Origin of the sequence: Pedobacter sp. 22163, from assembly GCF_052045595.1 — a bacterium.
Lineage (GTDB): Bacteria > Bacteroidota > Bacteroidia > Sphingobacteriales > Sphingobacteriaceae > Pedobacter.
Genome location: NZ_JBQEPM010000009.1, coordinates 194,705 through 214,002, shown reverse-complemented (window position 1 = coordinate 214,002; position 19,298 = coordinate 194,705). Strand labels below are relative to the sequence as shown.

The following is a 19,298-nucleotide window of genomic DNA, read 5'->3' as shown; positions in this document are numbered from 1 at the left end:
TTAACCTTTCAGGTAAACATCCAGTAAACCTTCTGGCAAATCGAGGGCTAATGTTTTTTCATCCTCATCGTATTCTACAATAAAATCTTCATTTAGCGGGAAAAGGATTTCGGTTTCTTTATACATCACTGTAGCCACAAATTGTTGTGGGTATTCGTTTACTTCCAAAATTTCGCCCAATTCGCCCAAAGTTTCATCTATTGCCAAATAGCCTTTAAAATCCGTATAGAAAAATTCTCCTTCTTCGCGTTCCGGCATTTGCGATAGGGGCAGGTATAATTTCTTTTTTAATAGTGGCTGTACTTTATCGATATGATCAGCATCATCAAAATTAAAGTAGCCTGTTTTATTGGCCTGCAGTTTTGCCGAAGCCACAAAATAAGGAACAAGCTTACCATTCATATCGGCAAATACCACATCAAATTCGAGCTGTTCGTATTCATCAAATTCGAAAAATACCTGAACTTCTCCCTTTAAACCCCTCGTTTTGGTAACGTAACCAATATAAAATGCTTCTTCGTGTTTCATAATCACCCCTAGAGGTATCTTTAATAGTAACGTCATCCTGAATTTAGTTCAGGATCTTATAGTAAGAAGGATGCTGAAACAAGTTCAGCATGACGCACCGTAAATAATAATATCTTTTAAATAAAAATAGCGTTCCGAAATTCGGAACGCTATTTTATGAGACAGAATAATTAAATTATTCCGCTCCTTCTTCTTTAGTAGCTTCTGCTGCGGGAGCCTCTTCAGTTGCTTCAGCTTCAACAGCTGGTGCTTCTTCAGTAACCTCTTCTTCAAAAACTTCTTCTGCAACTGGTGCATTTTTAGCTGCGATAGCTGCTGCTTTATCTTCTTTCTTCTTAGCTTCTGCTGCCAATGCCGCTTTACGCGCATCTGCTTTAGAAGTAGCTAAACCTTCTGATTTACCAGAAATTTTACCTGCTTTAGCATCTAACCAAGCTGCAAATTTTTCATCTGCCTGTTCTTGAGTTAAAGCTCCTTTTTTAACACCACCTTCTAAGTGTTTTTTGTACAAAACACCTTTGTAAGAAAGGATAGCACGAGCAGTATCAGTTGGTTGTGCACCACTGTTGATCCAAGCTAAAGTTTTTTCGAAGTTAATTTCGATGGTTGCTGGATTGGTGTTTGGGTTGTAAGAACCTAAACGCTCAATAAATTTACCATCACGTGGAGAGCGAGAATCTGCTACCACAACGTGGAAAAAAGGTTTTCCTTTTTTACCGAATCTTTGCAATCTGATTTTAGTTGCCATTTCTTTTTGTATTTATGTATTCAACATAGTTCCCGGAGCTTCATACTGCGGGGCTGCAAAGATAACTAAAATACTGTAAATTAAAAACATAGTTTAATTTCTTTGTTTTCAGGATATTTGCGCCGAAATATTTGCAGATACAAATGGAAAGAATTGCGATTGATATGGACGAGGTAATTGCCGATGCCCTTGGAAAATTTATCAAACTGTATAACCGGGATTTTAACGTTCCTTTAGATTTAAAAATTGATGCCGGAAACGAAATCTATCACCATGTTCCGCAAGATGTTAACCAGAAATGGTTCGAATATATAAATGAACCCGGTTTTTTCCGTGATCTTGAGGTTATTGCAGATAGCCAACGGGTAATTAAGGCTTTACAGGAGAAATATGATGTTTATATTGTTTCGGCGGCAATGGAGTTCCGAAATTCATTGGTTGATAAGTACGACTGGATGGCCGAACATTTTCCGTTCGTCGATTGGCAGCACATAATGTTCTGCGGAAATAAAATTGTGAATGTTGATATTATAATCGACGACCGTATTAAAAACTTTGTAAATTTTGCCGGCCGTCCATTATTATTTTCTTCGCCCCACAATTTGCTTGTAACAGAATATGAACGCGTAAATACCTGGGAAGAGGTAGCGTGTTTGTTGCTATAGGCCCTAGCAAAGTCCGTCATTTCGACCGCAGTGGAGAAATCTAATGGCTAATTATTTAAACATAAATTATAGATTTCTCCATTCCGCTGTGCTCCAGTCGAAATGACGATCTTAACTCGTAAGGCCCCTCAATCTATGTAATCCCTCAATCTGTGTAATCATCTTCTCCTAAAAATTAAATTCACCTACCAGGTTGCCGCCGCTACTTCCAGCAGCCATAGGCAATACAATTACTTTTCTCTGTTGTTTGCCTGTGGCGTATCGGGTATAAATCTCAGCCGTCACTGTTGTTGGCCCACTAATGTTAATTTGCCTATCGCCGTAATAGTTAACTTCGATTTTATATTTTCCCTTTATTGCTTTTTTGATCATAAATTGCTCAGGGCCATAACCTGATGTAAAATCGTTGCTGATCCTACCGCCTATTTTTGTTCTCGAATTTCCATAAAACCCTTTTTCACCAGTTGGATCGGTTAGCCACAGATCGATATCAGTATCATTTTTATTCCAGTTGAGTACTACGCGCACATCTACTGGCAAAGGCTGGATCAACCTTTTATCAATCCCTTTGGTACTTAAGTTATTGCCATGTTTTGCAATCAGGTTATTGATTTCCGATATTACAATTTCCTCAATTCCTTGATCTCGATCAGCAATCTGACTATTATAACTTTGAGTAAGTACTTTATATAAATGATCAAGTGCAGCCTGGTATTGACCGTTATCTGCCAAAGCTAAAGCGTAATCGCGGTAACTCTGCGCATCCATAGGCCTCCATTGCAAAATTTTCTGCGTAATAAAAAGTTCATCTTTATAATTTCCGGTCTGCTTTAATTTATAAGCTAAAGTTTTATATAAATCGGCATTCTCCAAATCCAGATCGGCAATATTACTTAAAATGGTCAGTGCCCTAACACTATCTTTCTGCTGATAAAACCAATTGGCCACATCAAAATAAAACATTGGCGTACTGATGTAACCTGAACGCATTTTTAAATAAGCCTGATAAGCACTATCTGGTTCTCCAACCAGGTTTTTCATATAATCCTTATCACTTTTAAATTCGGGGATAATGATGGTGGATTGCTGTTGTGGTGCAGCCGGCGGCATTTTCATGGCATCTACTTTAGCTACCTGAACACCCGGAACCCTACCCGCAAGAGCGCTTGAAGCATTGGCTCTAATGGTCGTGACCGATCCCGTTACAGCAGTTTTTCGCTGTGCGGCATAACCCACAACTACCACTTCATTGAGGGCTTTATCTTCATTATTGGTTAATGCTTGTTTTGCAACAGGCGCGGGCATTCTTACCTGACTTGCCGATTCAGCTCTTCTTCTCTCACGTACCTGATCAGCAACAAGAGCACTTCTACTCCCTTCGCCAACCAGAGCAGAAATTGCAATATTAGCTGTCGGATCTCCAATTGCATCTCTTTGGCCTGGATCAGGGTATCTTTCTTTCTTTTTGACTGGTTCTTTATAGTAGAAATCGGTATTCCACCAGGTTTTCAGTTCTTTGGTCATGGCTACCGCAGCATTGATCAGATCTTGCTTACGTTCCAAAATAGCTGTTCTGCGTTGCTTCAAAACCGCATTATAGGCCTGTTGCAATTCAACAGGGGGCACAATATCATAACGTAAATAATCATCTAAGTTTTCTAAAACAATAAGGCTGGTATTACGGGTAACAATACCAAACTGTTTACTCAAAACACTAATATCATCCTTATTATCTTCATATTGAATGTCCATTTCAGCAATTTTCTTCTGTGCCCAAACACGGCTAACATCAATGCTGCTTAAAGTATGCTCCGTTGCATTTAACCGAACAATCTGTTCTGAAACAACAGTATTTCCAAAACCAAACTGCAGTGTAAATTCCGTATTAAACGCATTCATGATACCGGCTAAAGAGAAATGTCCGTTTACATTTACCTTCATTGAAGGATAAGTCTGCCTAACATCTGCTCCATTTTTAATCCCTAAAAACTGAAGATTTTGCTGGTTCAATTGTTTAAAAGCGTCGCCTACCGAAATGGAGTTCAGGTTAACAAATTGTCCCCCCGTTTTCATACAGATAAATTTCAAGGTGCTATAATCAGCTTTAAGTGCTGTATTGATACAATGAACAGGTTTATTTAAGCTGACCGTATTTTTTCCGAATGTTGATAGTCCATCAGTAAATAAAATATATTCGTCGGCCTGCAGGCTTTTAGTATTTATGGCGCTAAAATTTGTTCCTCCATCATACACCAGATTCTTCAGCTTATCCTTTAACCGTGTCCAGTTACCGTTCGCAATTACAAAAGTGCCTGCGTTCTTAAATCCATTGTTAACCAAGCCTAAGTGTATGGTTAAATTTTGTTTTTGTTTGATAATCAAATCCAACAATTCTATCTCCCGCTCTGTATTACGCTGAAGACCGCTTAAAGATGTATCCCAGATTAAACCAATTTGGTTAGCCCACTGCTTTTGATGGCTTTCGGTTTTAGGAAAAATATTAACCAGAAAATAATAACCTGTTGATGCTTTTTGCATTTGCACTTCAGTCAGATCGTTTCTTTTTGGAAGATTGATAGTCAGACCATTTTTAGGCTGATAATTGGTTTTATTAATTTCGCCAACATAAGTATTTCCGTTGGCTTTTAAATCAAAACTGCCGTCTGGCTGTTCACCCAGTTCTGGTTTTATGATACTTTCGAAAACGGTAGTTTTTAACGAAAATTTTTCAATGGCCTGGTTATAATCTAATGGCAAATGATACCTTAAAACATTCTTATTATTAAAACTTAATTCTTCTTCATAACCAACAATTATGGTTCTGCTGCCATTTGCAGGTAGGGGATAAATCCGGGTACGGAAATTATTTCCTTCCACTTTTTCCAACAAGCCCGGATCTATCCTACGGCGCTCAATACTTTCGAAAACCTCTGTTGCTTTCGCTTTTTCTACCGGAACAGCCTCACGCATCTTTCCGTTTATATCTAAAGCGTAACGGCTAATGCTAACCCCTTCAGGCATAGGGAAAGTTAATTCACCCTCTAAAATGCGGTTACTGTTATTGTGGAAGGTCATGGTCATCACTGTTGTAGCAATATTTCCGGTAATCTGCACATTGATATTTAACTTTTTAAGTTTAACTGCATCTTTTTGCTCGCTGGTTTCGGCCTGTTGTACCTTTAAAACAGGCATTTGTGCCTGAACAAAAAATATGGCCAATAATAGGGGAAGGATGAGTAAGGTTTTAGATGGTCTCATAACGGTAATTTTAAATAGTGATGCAAAAGCTTTGGCGATTACATAAATTTATTTTCGGAGCCTCATCTTTTTTTGGTTTTGGAAGTAAAAAACCTTTTAGAAAATCTAAAATGGGCTTTTCTAAAAAAATGTAACATTTCTAAAAAAATTTGTTCTAATAATTAAAACTGAAACTATGTTAGTAACCACAACGCCTTCAGTTGAGGGTAGAAAAATTGTAAAATATATAGGTCTTGTTACCGGAGAAACCATTATTGGCGCAAATATTTTTAAAGATTTATTTGCTGGCATAACAGATATAGTAGGAGGCAGATCGAGTTCTTACGAACGCGTTTTAAGAGAGGGAAAAGATACAGCAGTTAACGAAATGCAACAGTACGCAGCCGCATTGGGTGCAAACGCTATTGTTGGTGTAGATTTAGATTATGAAACTGTAGGCAGCGGCGGAAGCATGTTAATGGTCAGTGCCAATGGTACTGCTGTAATTTTAGAAGATTAAGAAATTGCTTATTGCGAAAACTAAGCAAAAACAAGAAAGTCTTTCCGGTGCGGGAAAGACTTTTCTTATTATATCCTGTTTTCGATTAAAACGAAAGTATATCTATTAGTTTAAGCCATTTAGAGCTCACTTTTTCTGCATTAATGTGTTTAATGGCATGATCAAAGGGCGTAAAAACAATTTCACGGTTAATCTGGCCAGCCATAACACCGCTTTCGCCATTAATTAAACCCTCTACAGCAGCAACACCTAATCTACTAGCCAATACACGATCCATACAGGTCGGTTTTCCACCACGTTGAATATGGCCTAATACTGAAACCTTAGTATCGTAATGCGGGTATTTTTCCTGCAGAATTTCACCAACCTTAAATGCGCCACCAGTATCATCACCTTCAGCAACGATAATAATTTTCGAGGCTTTATCTTTACGGCTGTGTTCCAGCTTGTGCAAAATATCATTTGCATTCATGTTTGCTTCAGGGATCATAATGGCCTCGGCGCCCACACCGATTCCACTTCTTAAAGCAATTAGCCCGGAGTCGCGGCCCATAACCTCCACTATAAAAAGCCTGTCGTGCGATTCGGCTGTATCTCTGATCCTATCCACCGCGTCGATAACGGTATTAATGGCAGAGTCGTAACCAATGGTAAAATCTGTTCCTGCCAGATCGTTATCAATAGTGCCAGGCAAGCCAACAATTGGAAAATCGAACTCTTTTGAAAAAATATTTGCGCCTGTAAATGTTCCATCACCACCAATTACAACCAAGGCGTCAATTCCATTGGCTTTTAGGCTTTCGTAAGCTGTTTTTCTGCCCTCAACGGTTTTAAAAGCTTCGCTGCGTGCAGTTTTTAAAATGGTTCCCCCGCGCTGGATAATATTTGCTACAGATTTGCGGTCCATTGGGATAAAATCATTGTTGATCAACCCTTCGTACCCACGGATAAACCCGGTTACTTCAATATCATAATAAATTGAGGCCCTTACTACGGCCCTTATTGCGGCATTCATGCCTGGCGAATCTCCACCAGAGGTTAAAACACCAATATTCTTAATCTTATTCATTTGTTTGTTTCTTAGCAAATTCTGATAATCCATTGTCCAGATATTGCAAATATTTATCTATATTAAATTCTACTCCGATAGGAGGCGAAACTAATTCTTTTTCATCAGTACCCAAAAGTACATAATATGGTTGCGAAATGGTATTAAATCTTTCGGCCTGTAAATGTTTAAATTTTTTACCTACGGTATTCACTTTTGTGCCTAAAATTTTAGAATCAAATTGTTCAGCAGCTGGCAGGTCAGTTTTATCATCTGTGTAAAGTGACACAACGATATAGTCTTCTTTCAATTTTTTAAGCACTCTCGGGTCAGACCAAACTCTTGCTTCCATTTCGCGGCAATTTACACAGCCATGGCCTGTAAAATCAAGGAATAACGGTTTTTTTACCTGCTTTGCATAAGCCAATGCTTCCTGGTAATCAAAAAATCCATCAATATTATGCGGAATGTGCAGGAATTCAGCATATTTACGTTTAGCGTGGCCGGTTGTTGTTGTTTGGTTCGATCCTCCACTATCTTGTCCGATCACAAAATCCTGGGTAGAAAGCGGAGGTACCAATGCACTTACGGCTTTTAAAGGAGCTCCCCATAAGCCCGGAATTAAATATATCGCAAACACGAAAGTGGCAGTTGCAATAAATAACCTTGGCACTGAAACATAAGGAAGATCACTATCATGAGAAAACTTAATTTTTCCCAATAAATAAACGCCTAAAATCAACGCGAGTACAATCCAAATGGCCAGGAAAATCTCTCTATCCAATATGCCCCAGTGATAAGCCAAATCGGCTGTTGAAAGGAATTTTAAAGATAAGCCCAGCTCTAAAAAGCCGAGAAAAACTTTAATAGAGTTTAACCACCCACCAGATTTTGGCAATCCTGTCATTAAACTCGGAAAAATGGCAAACATGGTAAAAATTACCGCTAGCGATAGTGAGAAACCAAACATGACCACAACAGGCGTTAGCAAGTCGGTATTAATGGCAACTAACGAGGTTCCGATCAGTGGGCCGGTACAAGAGAAGGAAACAACCGCTAAGGTTGCTGCCATAAAAAAGATCCCGCTTAAACCCTTAGCGTCCGATTTTGCATCGAGTTTATTTACAAAAGAACTTGGCAGGGTAATTTCGAAAGCACCTAAAAACGATACGCCAAAAACAATCAGTATAAGAAAGATGAAAATGTTAAAAAAACCATCGGTAGATATTTCATTTAATGCACTGGCGCCCCAGATCAAAGTAATAATTACGCCTAAACCAACATAAATTACAATGATCGATAAGCCGTAAATAATGGCACTTCTGATTCCTTTTGCTCTGCTTTCGGCTCTTTTGGTAAAAAAACCAACAGTAAGCGGAACCATGGGAAAAATACATGGAAGAAAAAAAGCGGCAATACCGGCCAAAAGGCCTAAACCAAAAGTTACCCAAAGCGATTGTTTCGGGACATCCTTACCAGCTACCGCAGCTTTTTCTACTTTGGCTGTATCCTTTTTTAGGGTATCTTTTTCCGTTTTTACCTGGCTATTGGCTGCACTATCCTGTGCCGAACCAACTTCGGTAAAAACAATATCATCGGGAGGAGCAGTTGCTGTGGTATCCTGTGTTACCAGGGCATAACTCTTAACGGCAGGCAATGCAATAAACATTGAAGCCATTAACAACAATAATAAAACCTTTTTCATTTGTGTGTTTTGTGTGTGTATTTTTTGAAACCGTGAAATTAAGAATAATTTTAGAAACGATTTTTTTTAAACCACTACTCCACGTAGATTTTACTTTAAAAAGAAACAGTCCCGAAAATTCGGGACTGTTTGTAAATATTTTGATGTCAACTATTTAACAGGAACGCTAAACTCAACTTCTTCTGGCGGAAGACATTGTTTATCGTTACAAACCATAAACTCAACTTTTCCTTTAACAGCAGTTGTACCCTTATTTAATTTCACCTTTTGCTGGAAAATTACCGCTTTTTCGAAATAACTTACATTCATTTTAAATGTACTTTCGTATTTAACAATTGCTTTAGGCTCGATTGTTTTACCAACCAGGCTAAAATCTTTTGAAGGCGCAAAAGTAAATGTAGTTTTTACCGGACCACCGTCTTTCACATTTTGCGAATAGATATGCCATCTGTCTTCGATTGTAGCCTTTAAATATATAACGGCTTCATCTTTACTTATTTTCTTTGCAGAATAAGCCCAGGTAACCGGCTTTTCGATTTGGGCAAATGCACCTGCGATGGTAAAAAGTACCATCGAAAGCACTAGGGTGATTTTTTTCATTGTGTGTTTATTTTGTGTGTGTAAATTCTATTTCTTTAAAATTAAAGACTTCCAAGCCATTCCTTGTATCAACCGTTAGCCTACCATCATCTTCAACTCCTGTTATAGTACCTTCAAAAAACGCTCCATTTTGCATATACAACGCTGGAATGTTAAAATTATAAAGCCTTGAAAGGTAATCATTTTGTAAAATACTATATTTCCCGGCCCTCAAAATTAAGTAGTATTTTTCCATAAATATGAATAATTTATCCATAATATCCATTAAAGGCACATCTCTTTGTAAAATTTGAATGACGGAAGTGGCACGTTGGCTAATACTATCCGAAAATTCGGATTGATTAATATTTAAACCAATGCCAATTACTGATGATTTAATAGAATTGCCTGTCAGTGCATTTTCGATTAATATTCCCCCTAATTTCTTATTTTTGTAATACATATCATTAGGCCATTTTACTTTTATTCCTTCGGGAACAAAACAAGATAAAGCATCACTAACGGCTAAACTAACGGCTATATTTAAATAAAACTGCTTATTAAGGGGTAAAAAAGAAGGTTTTAAATAAATGCTTGTACTTATATTTTTTCCTGCCTGTGTTTGCCAAACGCTTTCCTGCTGTCCTCTTCCGGCAAACTGATTATCTGCCATAATTACAGTCCCTTCGGCTAATGGCTCGGATTTTGACACCAAATCTTTCAAAAAGTTATTAGTAGAATCAACTTCTTTTAATTTGATTAAATTTTGACCAACAAATAGTGTCGAAAAAGTGTTATTTTGCAAGTGTTGAATTTATAATATTGTAATTCCAAAATTAAAGCATTTTAATGGTAAAAAAGAAAATAGTAGCCCTTTCTACATACCTTTCTGAGTTAGCTGTTCACGGCATCCAGGAGAAAAAAGGAGAAGATATAGTGCGGTTAGATCTTAGAAATATTCATACTTCAGTGGCTGATTACTTTATTATTGCGAGCGCCAACTCTGGCACTCAGGTAAAAGCTATTGCTGATAGTGTAGAAAAAGAAATATATAAAGCCACTCAGGCCGATCCAAGACATAAAGAAGGTTTCGAATCAGCAGATTGGATTATTCTTGATTATTTCGATGTGGTTGTGCACATTTTTAAAACCGAAAAGCGCCACTTTTATGGCATAGAAGAACTTTGGGGGGATGCAGAAAGCACAAATTATCAAAGCGCATAACCTATAGAACCATTTTGACAAAGACAAATGAACGACAATCAAAATACCAACGAAAAACAAGGAAAAAGAATTCCAAATATTCCCAAAAAACCACAGAAAGGATCAAAATTTAATATTTTCTGGGTTTATGCAGCGATTATCATTGCGATTATAGCAGCACAGTTTTTATTTACTACCGATGGCGGTAAAGAGGTTACCTACCAAAAGTTTGAACAACAGATGTTACTTAAAGGTGATGTTCAGAAAGTTGTTGCTTATAAATCAGATGATTTAGTCCGGGTAGAGGTTTACATCAAAAAAGATAGCCTAAAAAAACCATTATACGATGCATATAAAAGTAGTAGCACTTTTAGTGTAAATAACACAGCTAGCCCTGTAGTATATTTCAATGCCGGTACAATGGATGGCCTTGATAAACAACTTGCCGATTCGCAAAAAGACCTTCCTGCTAACCAACCAAGGATATTGGCAGAAAAAACCAGTCGCAGCAATCCTTTAGCAAGCTGGTTCTTAAGTATCATTTTACCTGTATTGCTTTTAATCGGTTTCTGGATCTTTATGATGCGCAGAATGGGCGGTGGTGCCGGCGGCGGCGGTCAGATTTTCAGTATCGGAAAATCAAAAGCAACTTTATTTGATAAAGAAAGCCAGGTAAACATTACGTTCAACGACGTTGCAGGTTTAGAAGAAGCAAAAACAGAGGTAATGGAAATTGTAGATTTCCTTAAAAACCCTAAAAAATATACCGATTTAGGTGGAAAAATCCCTAAAGGTGCTTTACTTGTAGGTTCGCCGGGTACCGGTAAAACATTGTTGGCTAAAGCTGTTGCAGGCGAGGCTCAGGTTCCTTTCTTCTCTCTGTCAGGATCTGATTTTGTAGAGATGTTTGTAGGGGTAGGTGCATCTCGTGTCCGCGACTTATTTAAACAAGCAAAAGATAAATCGCCATGTATCATCTTTATTGATGAGATTGATGCTATTGGCCGAGCGCGTGGTAAAAACGGTGTAATGGGTGGAAATGATGAACGCGAAAACACCTTAAATCAACTTCTAGTTGAAATGGATGGTTTTGGCACAAATACACATGTTATTATTTTAGCTGCCACTAACCGTGCTGATGTTTTAGATAAGGCCTTATTAAGGGCGGGTAGGTTTGACAGACAGATTTATGTTGATTTACCGGATGTTATCGAGCGTAAACAAATTTTCGAAGTTCACATCACTCCGCTTAAAAAATCAGAAGAGCTTGATACCGAATTTTTAGCAAAACAAACGCCAGGATTCTCAGGAGCAGACATTGCAAATGTTTGTAACGAAGCGGCATTAATTGCAGCGCGTAAAAATAAATCGGCAGTTGATAAGCAAGATTTCTTAGATGCTGTTGATAGAATTGTAGGTGGTTTAGAAAAGAAAAACAAAATCATCACACCTGCCGAAAAACGCGCTATTGCGATTCACGAGGCCGGTCATGCTACAGTAAGCTGGTTGTTAGAACATGCGGCACCTTTAGTTAAGGTTACGATTGTACCACGCGGACAGAGCTTAGGTGCAGCCTGGTATTTGCCTGAAGAACGCTTAATTGTTCGCCCTCACCAAATGCTTGATGAAATGTGTGCAACTATGGGGGGTAGGGCAGCTGAAAAAGTGATGTTCGATACCATTTCTACCGGCGCTCTTAGCGATTTAGAGAAAGTGAACAAACAAGCCAGAGCAATGGTTACCATTTATGGTTTGAACGATAAATTAGGAAATATTACTTATTACGATTCATCTGGTCAGAACGAGTATAATTTCTCTAAACCATATTCAGAGGATACCGCTTTAACTATCGACAAAGAAATTTCGGCATTAATTGAAGGCCAATACCAAAGAGCAATTAGTTTATTAGAAGAAAATAAAGATAAATTGATCCAATTGGCCGATATCCTGATCGAAAAAGAAGTTTTATTTAAAGACGATTTAGAAGTGATTTTTGGTAAACGGTTATTCGAAAGCCAAGGAGAAAGCGGAACTCCCGGACATATTACTCCGGTAGAAGCATAAATAAATAATTTCTATTATTACATTTGCTACCCTAGTTTAATTATTAGGGTAGCTTTTTTTTATAATGAAGGATAATACGACAGCGAAAGAACAAATACTAAAAAAGATAAGGAAAGCACTATTGGAGAAGCGCGAAAACCCTTATCCTAATTTAGAAGAGAGTCAATTGTATAAAAAAAATACAGATGAGCTAGAGGTATTATTTGCCGAACAGCTCACCGCTATATCTGGTAACTTTATCTTCTGCGAAGACGGGATTGATTTTTTTGAAAACATGCTGCAGTTGGCCGACAAGTATAAATGGCGGAAAATATACTGCTGGGAACCCGAACTTCAACTGTTTTTAAGCAAATACGAATTTCCTTTTTACCAAACCGATAAAGATTTCGAACAGGCCGAGGTAGGCATTACCCTTTGCGAAGCCTTAATTGCCCGTAATGGAAGTGTAATGGTAACCAACCAGGGTGCTGCAGGAAGAAGGCTTAGTATCTTTCCACATCATCACATTGTAATCGCTAAAACCAGTCAATTGGTTTTAGATCTTAAAGATGCTTTTTTGTTATTGAAGAACAAGTATGGCAATCAAATCCCATCAATGATCAGCAATATTACAGGCCCAAGCAGAACTGCCGATATCGAAAAAACATTGGTTTTGGGAGCTCATGGTCCTAAAGAGCTTTTTGTTTTTTTGATTGATGATTTTAGTTAAGACTGTATTAATTTTGATAAATACCGCTCAGAACTAAAAATGGCAGCAACTACTTTGCTACTGCCATAACCATCGTTTCTATATTGCACACTCAAATTGCCCAATTAATTTTGACCATTGGACGTTGTTATCTATTTGCTTTTAGTACTTTTCTAACAACCATATTTCTACTGGCGTCAAGGCAATACACATCTTCATCATAATTGGTATATACACGTGAGAGAAAAGGGGTAAGATCAGGTTCGCCTGGCATTTTTCTGCCACCAACATAGATGGATATACTTACAAAGCGGCCAGCATCTTTATCCAGTTTTATACTTTTCTTGGTTTTGAGATTGTAAATTTCAACATTTTCGTAACCGGTATAATTATTTCCATAAGAGCGCCATTCTGGAAGGGTTGGGCTTTTGCATACCACAAAATAATCATCAGCCAGATGAAAAATGGTACTAATGGTGTTATCGTTGAAATATCTTTTTCCTTTAATGTCTACTATATCGGCAACATTTAGTTCTCTTCCGTTTGATATTTTATTGGTTTCCTTTAAAAGTACGATGCCAATGTTCTTTGGAAAATTATTTTTGTTTTCGCCCATTACAGCATAAGCCTCCAAATAATCGTTACTCTTTAGCACCGTATCTTTATTCTCGTTTAAAAAACAATTAGCCCGGCCATTGTGGGTAAACATGCCCATCCCCCAACCGGCATAAAGCTGTATATCTTTACCTAGTTTAACCGGTCCTTTTTTTACAGGAGGTTCTGGTTTTTTACTGTCGGTTACAGGTGTTTTGCCCATGGTAACATGCACTTCAGTTACCTTATTCTTAGCTGCGTATTCTGCCTGTTTCTTTTTAAAGGCAATTGCATTTTCTGCTTTAAGCCTTTCATTTTTTAAATTATGTGCAGCGGAAGCAGCTTTATCGTCAGCTATTTTCTTTTTGCGGGCATCCTCATTTTCTTTATCGCATGCAGGGCACATCAGTTTTCCCTCCGCATTATTCCAGCCTTTAGGTGCAAATCTGCAGTTATAACGGGCATATTCGCTCTTCGAAACATGCGATTGCGCATTTGCCACCTGTACCATAAACAGGAGCAAAACAATGGTCAAGAAACTTTTCATTTTATTTCGTTTAATTTGTTGTAAAAATACCCGATCAACTAAACGATTTATATACCCTTTACTGGGTATATTTAGTACCTGGGTTTATATACTATATTTATGAAATATTACGTAAAAATATGGCGCAGAAGCTCAACGTAACTGGAAAAGCAGGATTATTAAAATCCTCACTTGAAAATAAGCACCGTTAAAATTTAATTTATTTTCGTTTATCGAATATAATTGATATTTTTATACTACATACCGTTTTAGTATGCGGTATTATAATTATGAGCAAAGCAATAAATACGGTAATAACCGGTACTGGAAGTTATATTCCACAGAATATTATTTCCGGTAGTGAATTCCTAAATTCTACGTTTTTTGAGAATGGGAGTCTATTGGAGAAAGAGAATTCGGAGATCATTGATAAATTCTCTGAGATTACGGAAATTGTAGAAAGGCGCTACGCCTGCCCCGAGCAGTTAAGCAATCATATTGGCGCTAAGGCCGCAGAAAAAGCCATTGAAAATGCAGGAATCGATAAAGAAACCTTAGACTATATTATATTCTGTCATAATTTTGGCGATATCCCTTTAGGCAGCAACCGCATAGATATTTTGCCTTCTTTAGCTTCAAAGGTAAAACAACAATTAGGTATTCAAAATCCAGACTGTGTTGCCTACGACATCATTTTTGGTTGTCCGGGATGGGTTCAAGGTGCGATACAGGCAGATTACTATATTAAAAGCGGAGATGCGAAACGTGTTATGGTTATTGGTGCGGAAACCCTGAGCCGCATTATCGATCCGCATGACCGTGATAGCATGATCTTTTCAGATGGTGCAGGCGCTGTAATTTTCGAGGCAGAAGAATCAGAAGAAAAAAGAGGAATACTTGCACATAAAACAGAAACGCATGCCGTAAACCATGGCAATTTATTAACCATGGGCAAGAGTTCTCATCCGGATGAAACCAATGGAAATCTTTATTTAAAAATGAATGGGCGTAAGCTGTACGAGTTTGCGGTAGTTCAGGTGCCTCAAGTGATTAAAAAGGCCATTGATAAAGCAGGATTAAGCGTTGAAGATGTAAATATCGTATTTGTTCACCAGGCCAACGGGAAAATGGATACAGCTATCATGAAACGTTTGTTCAAGCTATATGGTAAAGATACCGTGCCAGAAAACCTGGTTCCAATGACGATTTCATGGTTAGGAAACAGTTCAGTTGCCACCGTACCAACCTTATTAGACTTAGTACTAAAAGGTGAAGTTAAAGGTTATAAAGTTAAACCTGGCGATGTAGCTGTTTTTGCTTCAGTAGGAGCAGGGATGCACATTAATGCCTTTATACACCGCTTCTAATTCGCTAACCGTTTTAATCCGGCCCTGGCCTGGCTTTCAATACTGCTTTCAAATTCATGATTTTTCATGGCAATGGCTGTATTGAAAGCCTCTTTCGCTTTTGCGTTATTTTTTCTTCTTTCGTAAACTTTACCCATCTGCACTGCAGCGTTGGCAGCAAAATAATATTTTAGATTTTTGCCTTCATTTATGGTCTCCTGATAAGCTGTTAACGCTTGATCGTCTTTCCCTAAATCATCATAAATTCTACCTAAACGGTAATTCAGTTCTGTTTTATCTTTATCGCTGGTGTAATCCGTTACTTTCTTATCATCAAGAACCTGGAGGGCCCTGTTCAAATACCCACCATCAAACAGTAGCCGGGCTTTTAATAGATCAATTGTTGGCGTTCCTGAAGCAGCTTCGGTTTTCGCCTGTTTATCTTTTTCCATGTAGGTGTATCCGTTTTTAACGGCTTTGGCTGCAAATGCTGCGTAAGCCGCTTTATCTCCCTTCAGAAGAGAGATCCAGCCCATATGAAGGTAAGCGTCCTTCACAAAATTTACGCCCTTGGTCGCCCTCAAAAAGCGGTTAAAATAGATTCCCGAATTAAGGTCTAGTTTATTTAGGTGCGCAATGCCTTCCAGGTAATCTAAATAAGGAAAAGGCTGATACACGCCTCCTTCAGGCCGCTTCGCCAAAATAGCGATGGCTTCTTCGCTATGCCCATTTTTAATACATACATAACTCTGCAAATAGCTTTTTAATAAACTGGTATCGGCTATCCGTTCGGTATATTTGATGGTTTTTGCATAGGCCTGTGGGCTATGCGCCACGTCGGTTAACACATAGGCATAATAAAACACCACTTCTTCGTAAAAAGGCTCGTATGATGATTTTGGCAGATTATCGGCCAGTTTTTCGAACATATTTAATCCGTTCTGAAGGTTGCCTTTGATTCCAAAAGTTGATAATGCCGTTTTTAAAGCTCCATCCGGAAGATTGCCCAAAACTGCATTAATCAGTCCCAATCCTTTTAAGTTAAGGTGAAAATTAGGAAACTTCTTATTGTTCTCCTGCAAAAGGCTGTTGGCCTTTTTAACCTCCATTGCAGCATTAAAATATTCACCAAAACGCCCACGGATTAGCGCCCATTGCAAATTAATCTCGGCCTGTGCGTACAGATAATAGGGAGAATTTTTATCATCATCACTTATTTGATCTAATCTTGTAGATTTATTGCCTTTTAAGCGATCAAAATCAGCCTTGCTCTCGGAGGTTAAAACCGTAAAATAATCTACATAGTTTTCTAAAAGCGGGATAATGGAATTATTGGGGTGCTGCTTTTTTTCGGTAGAGATATAAGCCCGCGCATTGCCCAATTTAAGTTCGAATATGCTTTTATAAGCATTTAAGCAATTGTTGTTAAAGTCGAAATTTGCAAATAAGGATGCCGGAAATAAGAGAAGAGCAGAAAACGCAAAAACGGGGAAGATTTTAGTCATTCGGGAATATATTTCAGTTTGATCCTGCGCTATAGCAACAGTAGTTCACATTTAAACAAATATCTACATTAAACGCTAAAATCATATTCTTGTTTTGTGTAAACGCCAGAAAATAGGTCTAAACAAAAAACGTCCCGATTAAATCGGGACGTTCTAATAATTTTACGATGCGGATTAAGCTTCTGCTACTTCGTGCGTTAAAGCTTCATCAACCAAAATACGACCGCAGTGTTCGCAAACGATAATTTTTTTACGTTGACGGATATCTAACTGACGTTGAGGTGGAATCTGGTTAAAACAACCTGAGCAAGAATCGCGGTCGATTGTTACCACAGCTAAACCATTTACAGCATTTTTGCGTAAACGTTTGTAGGCAACCAATAAACGCTCTTCGATTTGAGGCTCGGCTTTATCAGCTTTCTTTTGTAAATCTTGCTCCTCTTTTTCAGTTTCAGCAGTAATTACATCAAGTTCGCCTTTTTTAACATCTAAATCTTTCTTTCTGCCATCTAACTCAGCTTTAGCAGCTTCGTAGATTTCAGTTTTAGAGGTGATTTCGAAACCGTGTTCTTTAATTTTCTTTTCAGAAACCTGAATATCTAAACCTTGAATCTCAATTTCTTTCGTTAAAGCATCGTATTCACGGTTGTTTTTAACTTCTTTTAATTGAGTATCGTATCTTTTGATGGCAGCTTGCGCATCTTTAATTGTATTTTTACGGGTTACGATTGAATCCTCAAGATCATCAAGTTCGCCTTTGATTTTTGCTATTCTAGTTTCTAATCCTAAAACGTCATCCTCAAGATCGGCAACTTCCATTGGTAATTCACCACGTACCTGGCGGATCTTATCAATTTTTGTGTGGATATTTTGTAATTCGTATAAAGCCTTTAGCTTTTGTTCTACGGTTTGTTCCATTAAAACAAGTAATTTATGGGGTTTGTATTTTGCTCCGTTAAACGGATTGCAAAGTTAGTAAATTTTTTCTGAATAATTTCAAGCAATAAATTTGAGGTAAATTGTTCAGTTTCAAAGTGTCCGATGTCGGCAATGATCAATTTTTCCTCTGCATCAAAAAACTCGTGATATTTAAAATCCGCGGTAATAAAAGCATCTGCTCCGGCAGCGATCGCCTCTTTTAACAGGAAGCTTCCCGAGCCGCCACAAACGGCTACTTTTTTGATCCTTTTGCCAATTACCTCGGTGTGCCTAACCACTTTGGCCTGCATTCTATCTTTTACCAAATGTAAAAAATCGTAGGCATCCATATCGTATTCCAGCCAGCCTACCATACCCGAGCCCACCAATTGGTGTTTGTTTTCGAGTTTGTAAATATCATAGGCTACTTCTTCATAAGGATGGTTCTCAAACAAAGCAACCAGGATTTTGCGTTCGGCCTGTGTAGGGTAAACCATTTCGATACGCACTTCGGCTTCACGGTGGCGAACGCCTCTTTCACCTACAAAAGGATCAGCATCTTCGTTACCTTTAAATGTGCCAAAACCATCGGCATTGAAACTGCACTCACTATAATTGCCAATATTGCCTGCTCCCGCATAAAACAATGCCGACCGCAATTGCTCTGCCTGGGCCTGCGGGCAATAGGTAACCAGTTTTTTCAAAAGGCCAGTTTTCGGCGAAAGCACTTTGGTTCCTGTTAAACCCAAACGCTCACAAATCCTCGCATTTACACCGGTATGAATACTATCAAGATTCGTATGAATAGCATAAAGTGCAATATTATTCTTAATTGCCTTAAGCACTACGCGCTCCACATAATTTTTACCGTTTAATTTTTTTAACCCTTTAAAAACAATGGGGTGGTGGGTAATAATCAGATTGCAGCCTGTTGAAATTGCTTCATCCACAATTTTTTCTACACAATCTAAAGCCACCAAAGCCCCATGGATTTCCATATTCGGATCGCCCACAATCAAACCAGCGTTATCATAATCCTCCTGATAATTAAGTGGTGCTATGCTTTCTAAATAGTTCGTTATTTCGGCTAATTTCATTTGATAAATATAGAAAATTTGGGGTTTTGTTGGTAAGAGAAATGATTAATGTTTTGAAAACGTACAGTTGCTGCAAATGGCTAGGGCAGCCCCGCCATTTGCTTATCCGATGAAGAATCGGAATCGCGGCTGTCGGGTTTAGTAACGTAAACCTGTAGTTCTTTTGATCCTTCAGTCCCCTCAAAGCGCAACAAAACCAATGTTTATAAACCCGACAGAAACAAAAAGCCCGCAAACCCAATTTTTCATTGGGTGCGGACTTGTCGTGTATGGCGGGACGAACATTAATAATTGCGCTGTCTTTGCTTTTCAAAAAATTATTAAGGA

Annotated in this window: 17 protein-coding genes; 6 read left to right on the top strand and 11 right to left on the bottom strand. The window is 38.2% G+C overall.

Annotated features, from left to right (window positions below; translation table 11 throughout):
• Window positions 1-528 carry a ribosome maturation factor RimM gene (rimM, locus tag ACTJKN_RS22020; protein WP_440827915.1) on the bottom strand — a complete coding sequence of 176 codons (528 nt, stop codon included), beginning with the start codon at window positions 526-528 and terminating at the stop codon, window positions 1-3.
• A 175-nt stretch (window positions 529-703) separates the two neighbouring features.
• On the bottom strand, window positions 704-1,276 hold the full coding sequence (locus ACTJKN_RS22015; protein WP_440827857.1) for a 30S ribosomal protein S16: 573 nt from the start codon (window positions 1,274-1,276) through the stop codon (window positions 704-706).
• Between the two features lie 143 nt (window positions 1,277-1,419).
• Between ACTJKN_RS22015 and ACTJKN_RS22010 the strand changes: the two genes are divergently transcribed.
• Window positions 1,420-1,941: a 5' nucleotidase, NT5C type gene (locus ACTJKN_RS22010; RefSeq protein WP_440827856.1), complete on the top strand. Its 522-nt coding sequence runs from the start codon at window positions 1,420-1,422 to the stop codon at window positions 1,939-1,941.
• 168 nt (window positions 1,942-2,109) lie between these two features.
• On the opposite strand, the gene ACTJKN_RS22005 is transcribed toward ACTJKN_RS22010, so the two are convergent.
• Window positions 2,110-5,199, bottom strand: coding sequence for a VIT domain-containing protein (locus tag ACTJKN_RS22005; protein WP_440827855.1), 3,090 nt, complete (start codon window positions 5,197-5,199; stop codon window positions 2,110-2,112).
• Between the two features lie 175 nt (window positions 5,200-5,374).
• Here ACTJKN_RS22005 and ACTJKN_RS22000 point away from each other — a divergent pair, with 175 nt between their 5' ends.
• Complete coding sequence (locus tag ACTJKN_RS22000; RefSeq protein ID WP_029274899.1) at window positions 5,375-5,698, top strand: heavy metal-binding domain-containing protein; 324 nt, start codon at window positions 5,375-5,377, stop codon at window positions 5,696-5,698.
• Between the two features lie 85 nt (window positions 5,699-5,783).
• Here ACTJKN_RS22000 and pfkA read toward each other — a convergent pair whose 3' ends face one another.
• The 4 genes from pfkA to ACTJKN_RS21980 all read right to left on the bottom strand — a co-directional run bounded on the left by pfkA (window position 5,784) and on the right by ACTJKN_RS21980 (window position 9,835).
• Window positions 5,784-6,767 (bottom strand): 6-phosphofructokinase, encoded by a 984-nt coding sequence (pfkA, locus tag ACTJKN_RS21995; RefSeq protein WP_116250375.1) that lies wholly within the window; start codon window positions 6,765-6,767, stop codon window positions 5,784-5,786.
• Complete coding sequence (locus ACTJKN_RS21990; protein ID WP_440827854.1) at window positions 6,760-8,451, bottom strand: protein-disulfide reductase DsbD family protein; 1,692 nt, start codon at window positions 8,449-8,451, stop codon at window positions 6,760-6,762. Before ACTJKN_RS21990 ends, pfkA begins: the two co-directional genes overlap by 8 nt.
• Before the next feature lie 150 nt (window positions 8,452-8,601).
• Window positions 8,602-9,051, bottom strand: a complete 450-nt coding sequence (locus ACTJKN_RS21985; protein ID WP_116250377.1) for a protein-disulfide reductase DsbD domain-containing protein — start codon at window positions 9,049-9,051, stop codon at window positions 8,602-8,604.
• 7 nt (window positions 9,052-9,058) lie between these two features.
• Window positions 9,059-9,835 (bottom strand): biotin--[acetyl-CoA-carboxylase] ligase, encoded by a 777-nt coding sequence (locus tag ACTJKN_RS21980; protein ID WP_440827853.1) that lies wholly within the window; start codon window positions 9,833-9,835, stop codon window positions 9,059-9,061.
• Between the two features lie 44 nt (window positions 9,836-9,879).
• Here ACTJKN_RS21980 and rsfS point away from each other — a divergent pair, with 44 nt between their 5' ends.
• From rsfS to ACTJKN_RS21965, 3 genes are all read left to right on the top strand, one after another.
• On the top strand, window positions 9,880-10,254 hold the full coding sequence (gene rsfS / locus ACTJKN_RS21975; protein ID WP_057930976.1) for a ribosome silencing factor: 375 nt from the start codon (window positions 9,880-9,882) through the stop codon (window positions 10,252-10,254).
• 27 nt (window positions 10,255-10,281) lie between these two features.
• Window positions 10,282-12,297: an ATP-dependent zinc metalloprotease FtsH gene (gene ftsH / locus ACTJKN_RS21970; protein ID WP_440827852.1), complete on the top strand. Its 2,016-nt coding sequence runs from the start codon at window positions 10,282-10,284 to the stop codon at window positions 12,295-12,297.
• Window positions 12,298-12,361: 64 nt separating this feature from the next.
• Window positions 12,362-13,006 (top strand): LutC/YkgG family protein, encoded by a 645-nt coding sequence (locus ACTJKN_RS21965; RefSeq protein WP_440827851.1) that lies wholly within the window; start codon window positions 12,362-12,364, stop codon window positions 13,004-13,006.
• A gap of 127 nt (window positions 13,007-13,133) precedes the next feature.
• On the opposite strand, the gene ACTJKN_RS21960 is transcribed toward ACTJKN_RS21965, so the two are convergent.
• Window positions 13,134-14,126, bottom strand: a complete 993-nt coding sequence (locus ACTJKN_RS21960) for a hypothetical protein (RefSeq protein WP_440827850.1) — start codon at window positions 14,124-14,126, stop codon at window positions 13,134-13,136.
• 269 nt (window positions 14,127-14,395) lie between these two features.
• Here ACTJKN_RS21960 and ACTJKN_RS21955 point away from each other — a divergent pair, with 269 nt between their 5' ends.
• Entirely contained in the window at window positions 14,396-15,472 is a 1,077-nt protein-coding gene (locus tag ACTJKN_RS21955; protein ID WP_440827849.1) for a 3-oxoacyl-ACP synthase III family protein, read from the top strand.
• Here the strand turns inward: ACTJKN_RS21955 and ACTJKN_RS21950 are convergent.
• From ACTJKN_RS21950 to ACTJKN_RS21940, 3 genes are all read right to left on the bottom strand, one after another.
• Window positions 15,469-16,956 (bottom strand): tetratricopeptide repeat protein, encoded by a 1,488-nt coding sequence (locus ACTJKN_RS21950; protein ID WP_440827848.1) that lies wholly within the window; start codon window positions 16,954-16,956, stop codon window positions 15,469-15,471. The genes ACTJKN_RS21955 and ACTJKN_RS21950 overlap by 4 nt on opposite strands.
• Before the next feature lie 174 nt (window positions 16,957-17,130).
• Entirely contained in the window at window positions 17,131-17,874 is a 744-nt protein-coding gene (locus ACTJKN_RS21945) for a zinc ribbon domain-containing protein (protein WP_108197030.1), read from the bottom strand.
• Window positions 17,874-18,971 carry a Nif3-like dinuclear metal center hexameric protein gene (locus ACTJKN_RS21940; RefSeq protein ID WP_230142990.1) on the bottom strand — a complete coding sequence of 366 codons (1,098 nt, stop codon included), beginning with the start codon at window positions 18,969-18,971 and terminating at the stop codon, window positions 17,874-17,876. Before ACTJKN_RS21940 ends, ACTJKN_RS21945 begins: the two co-directional genes overlap by 1 nt.
• Between the last annotated feature and the right edge of the window lie 327 nt (window positions 18,972-19,298).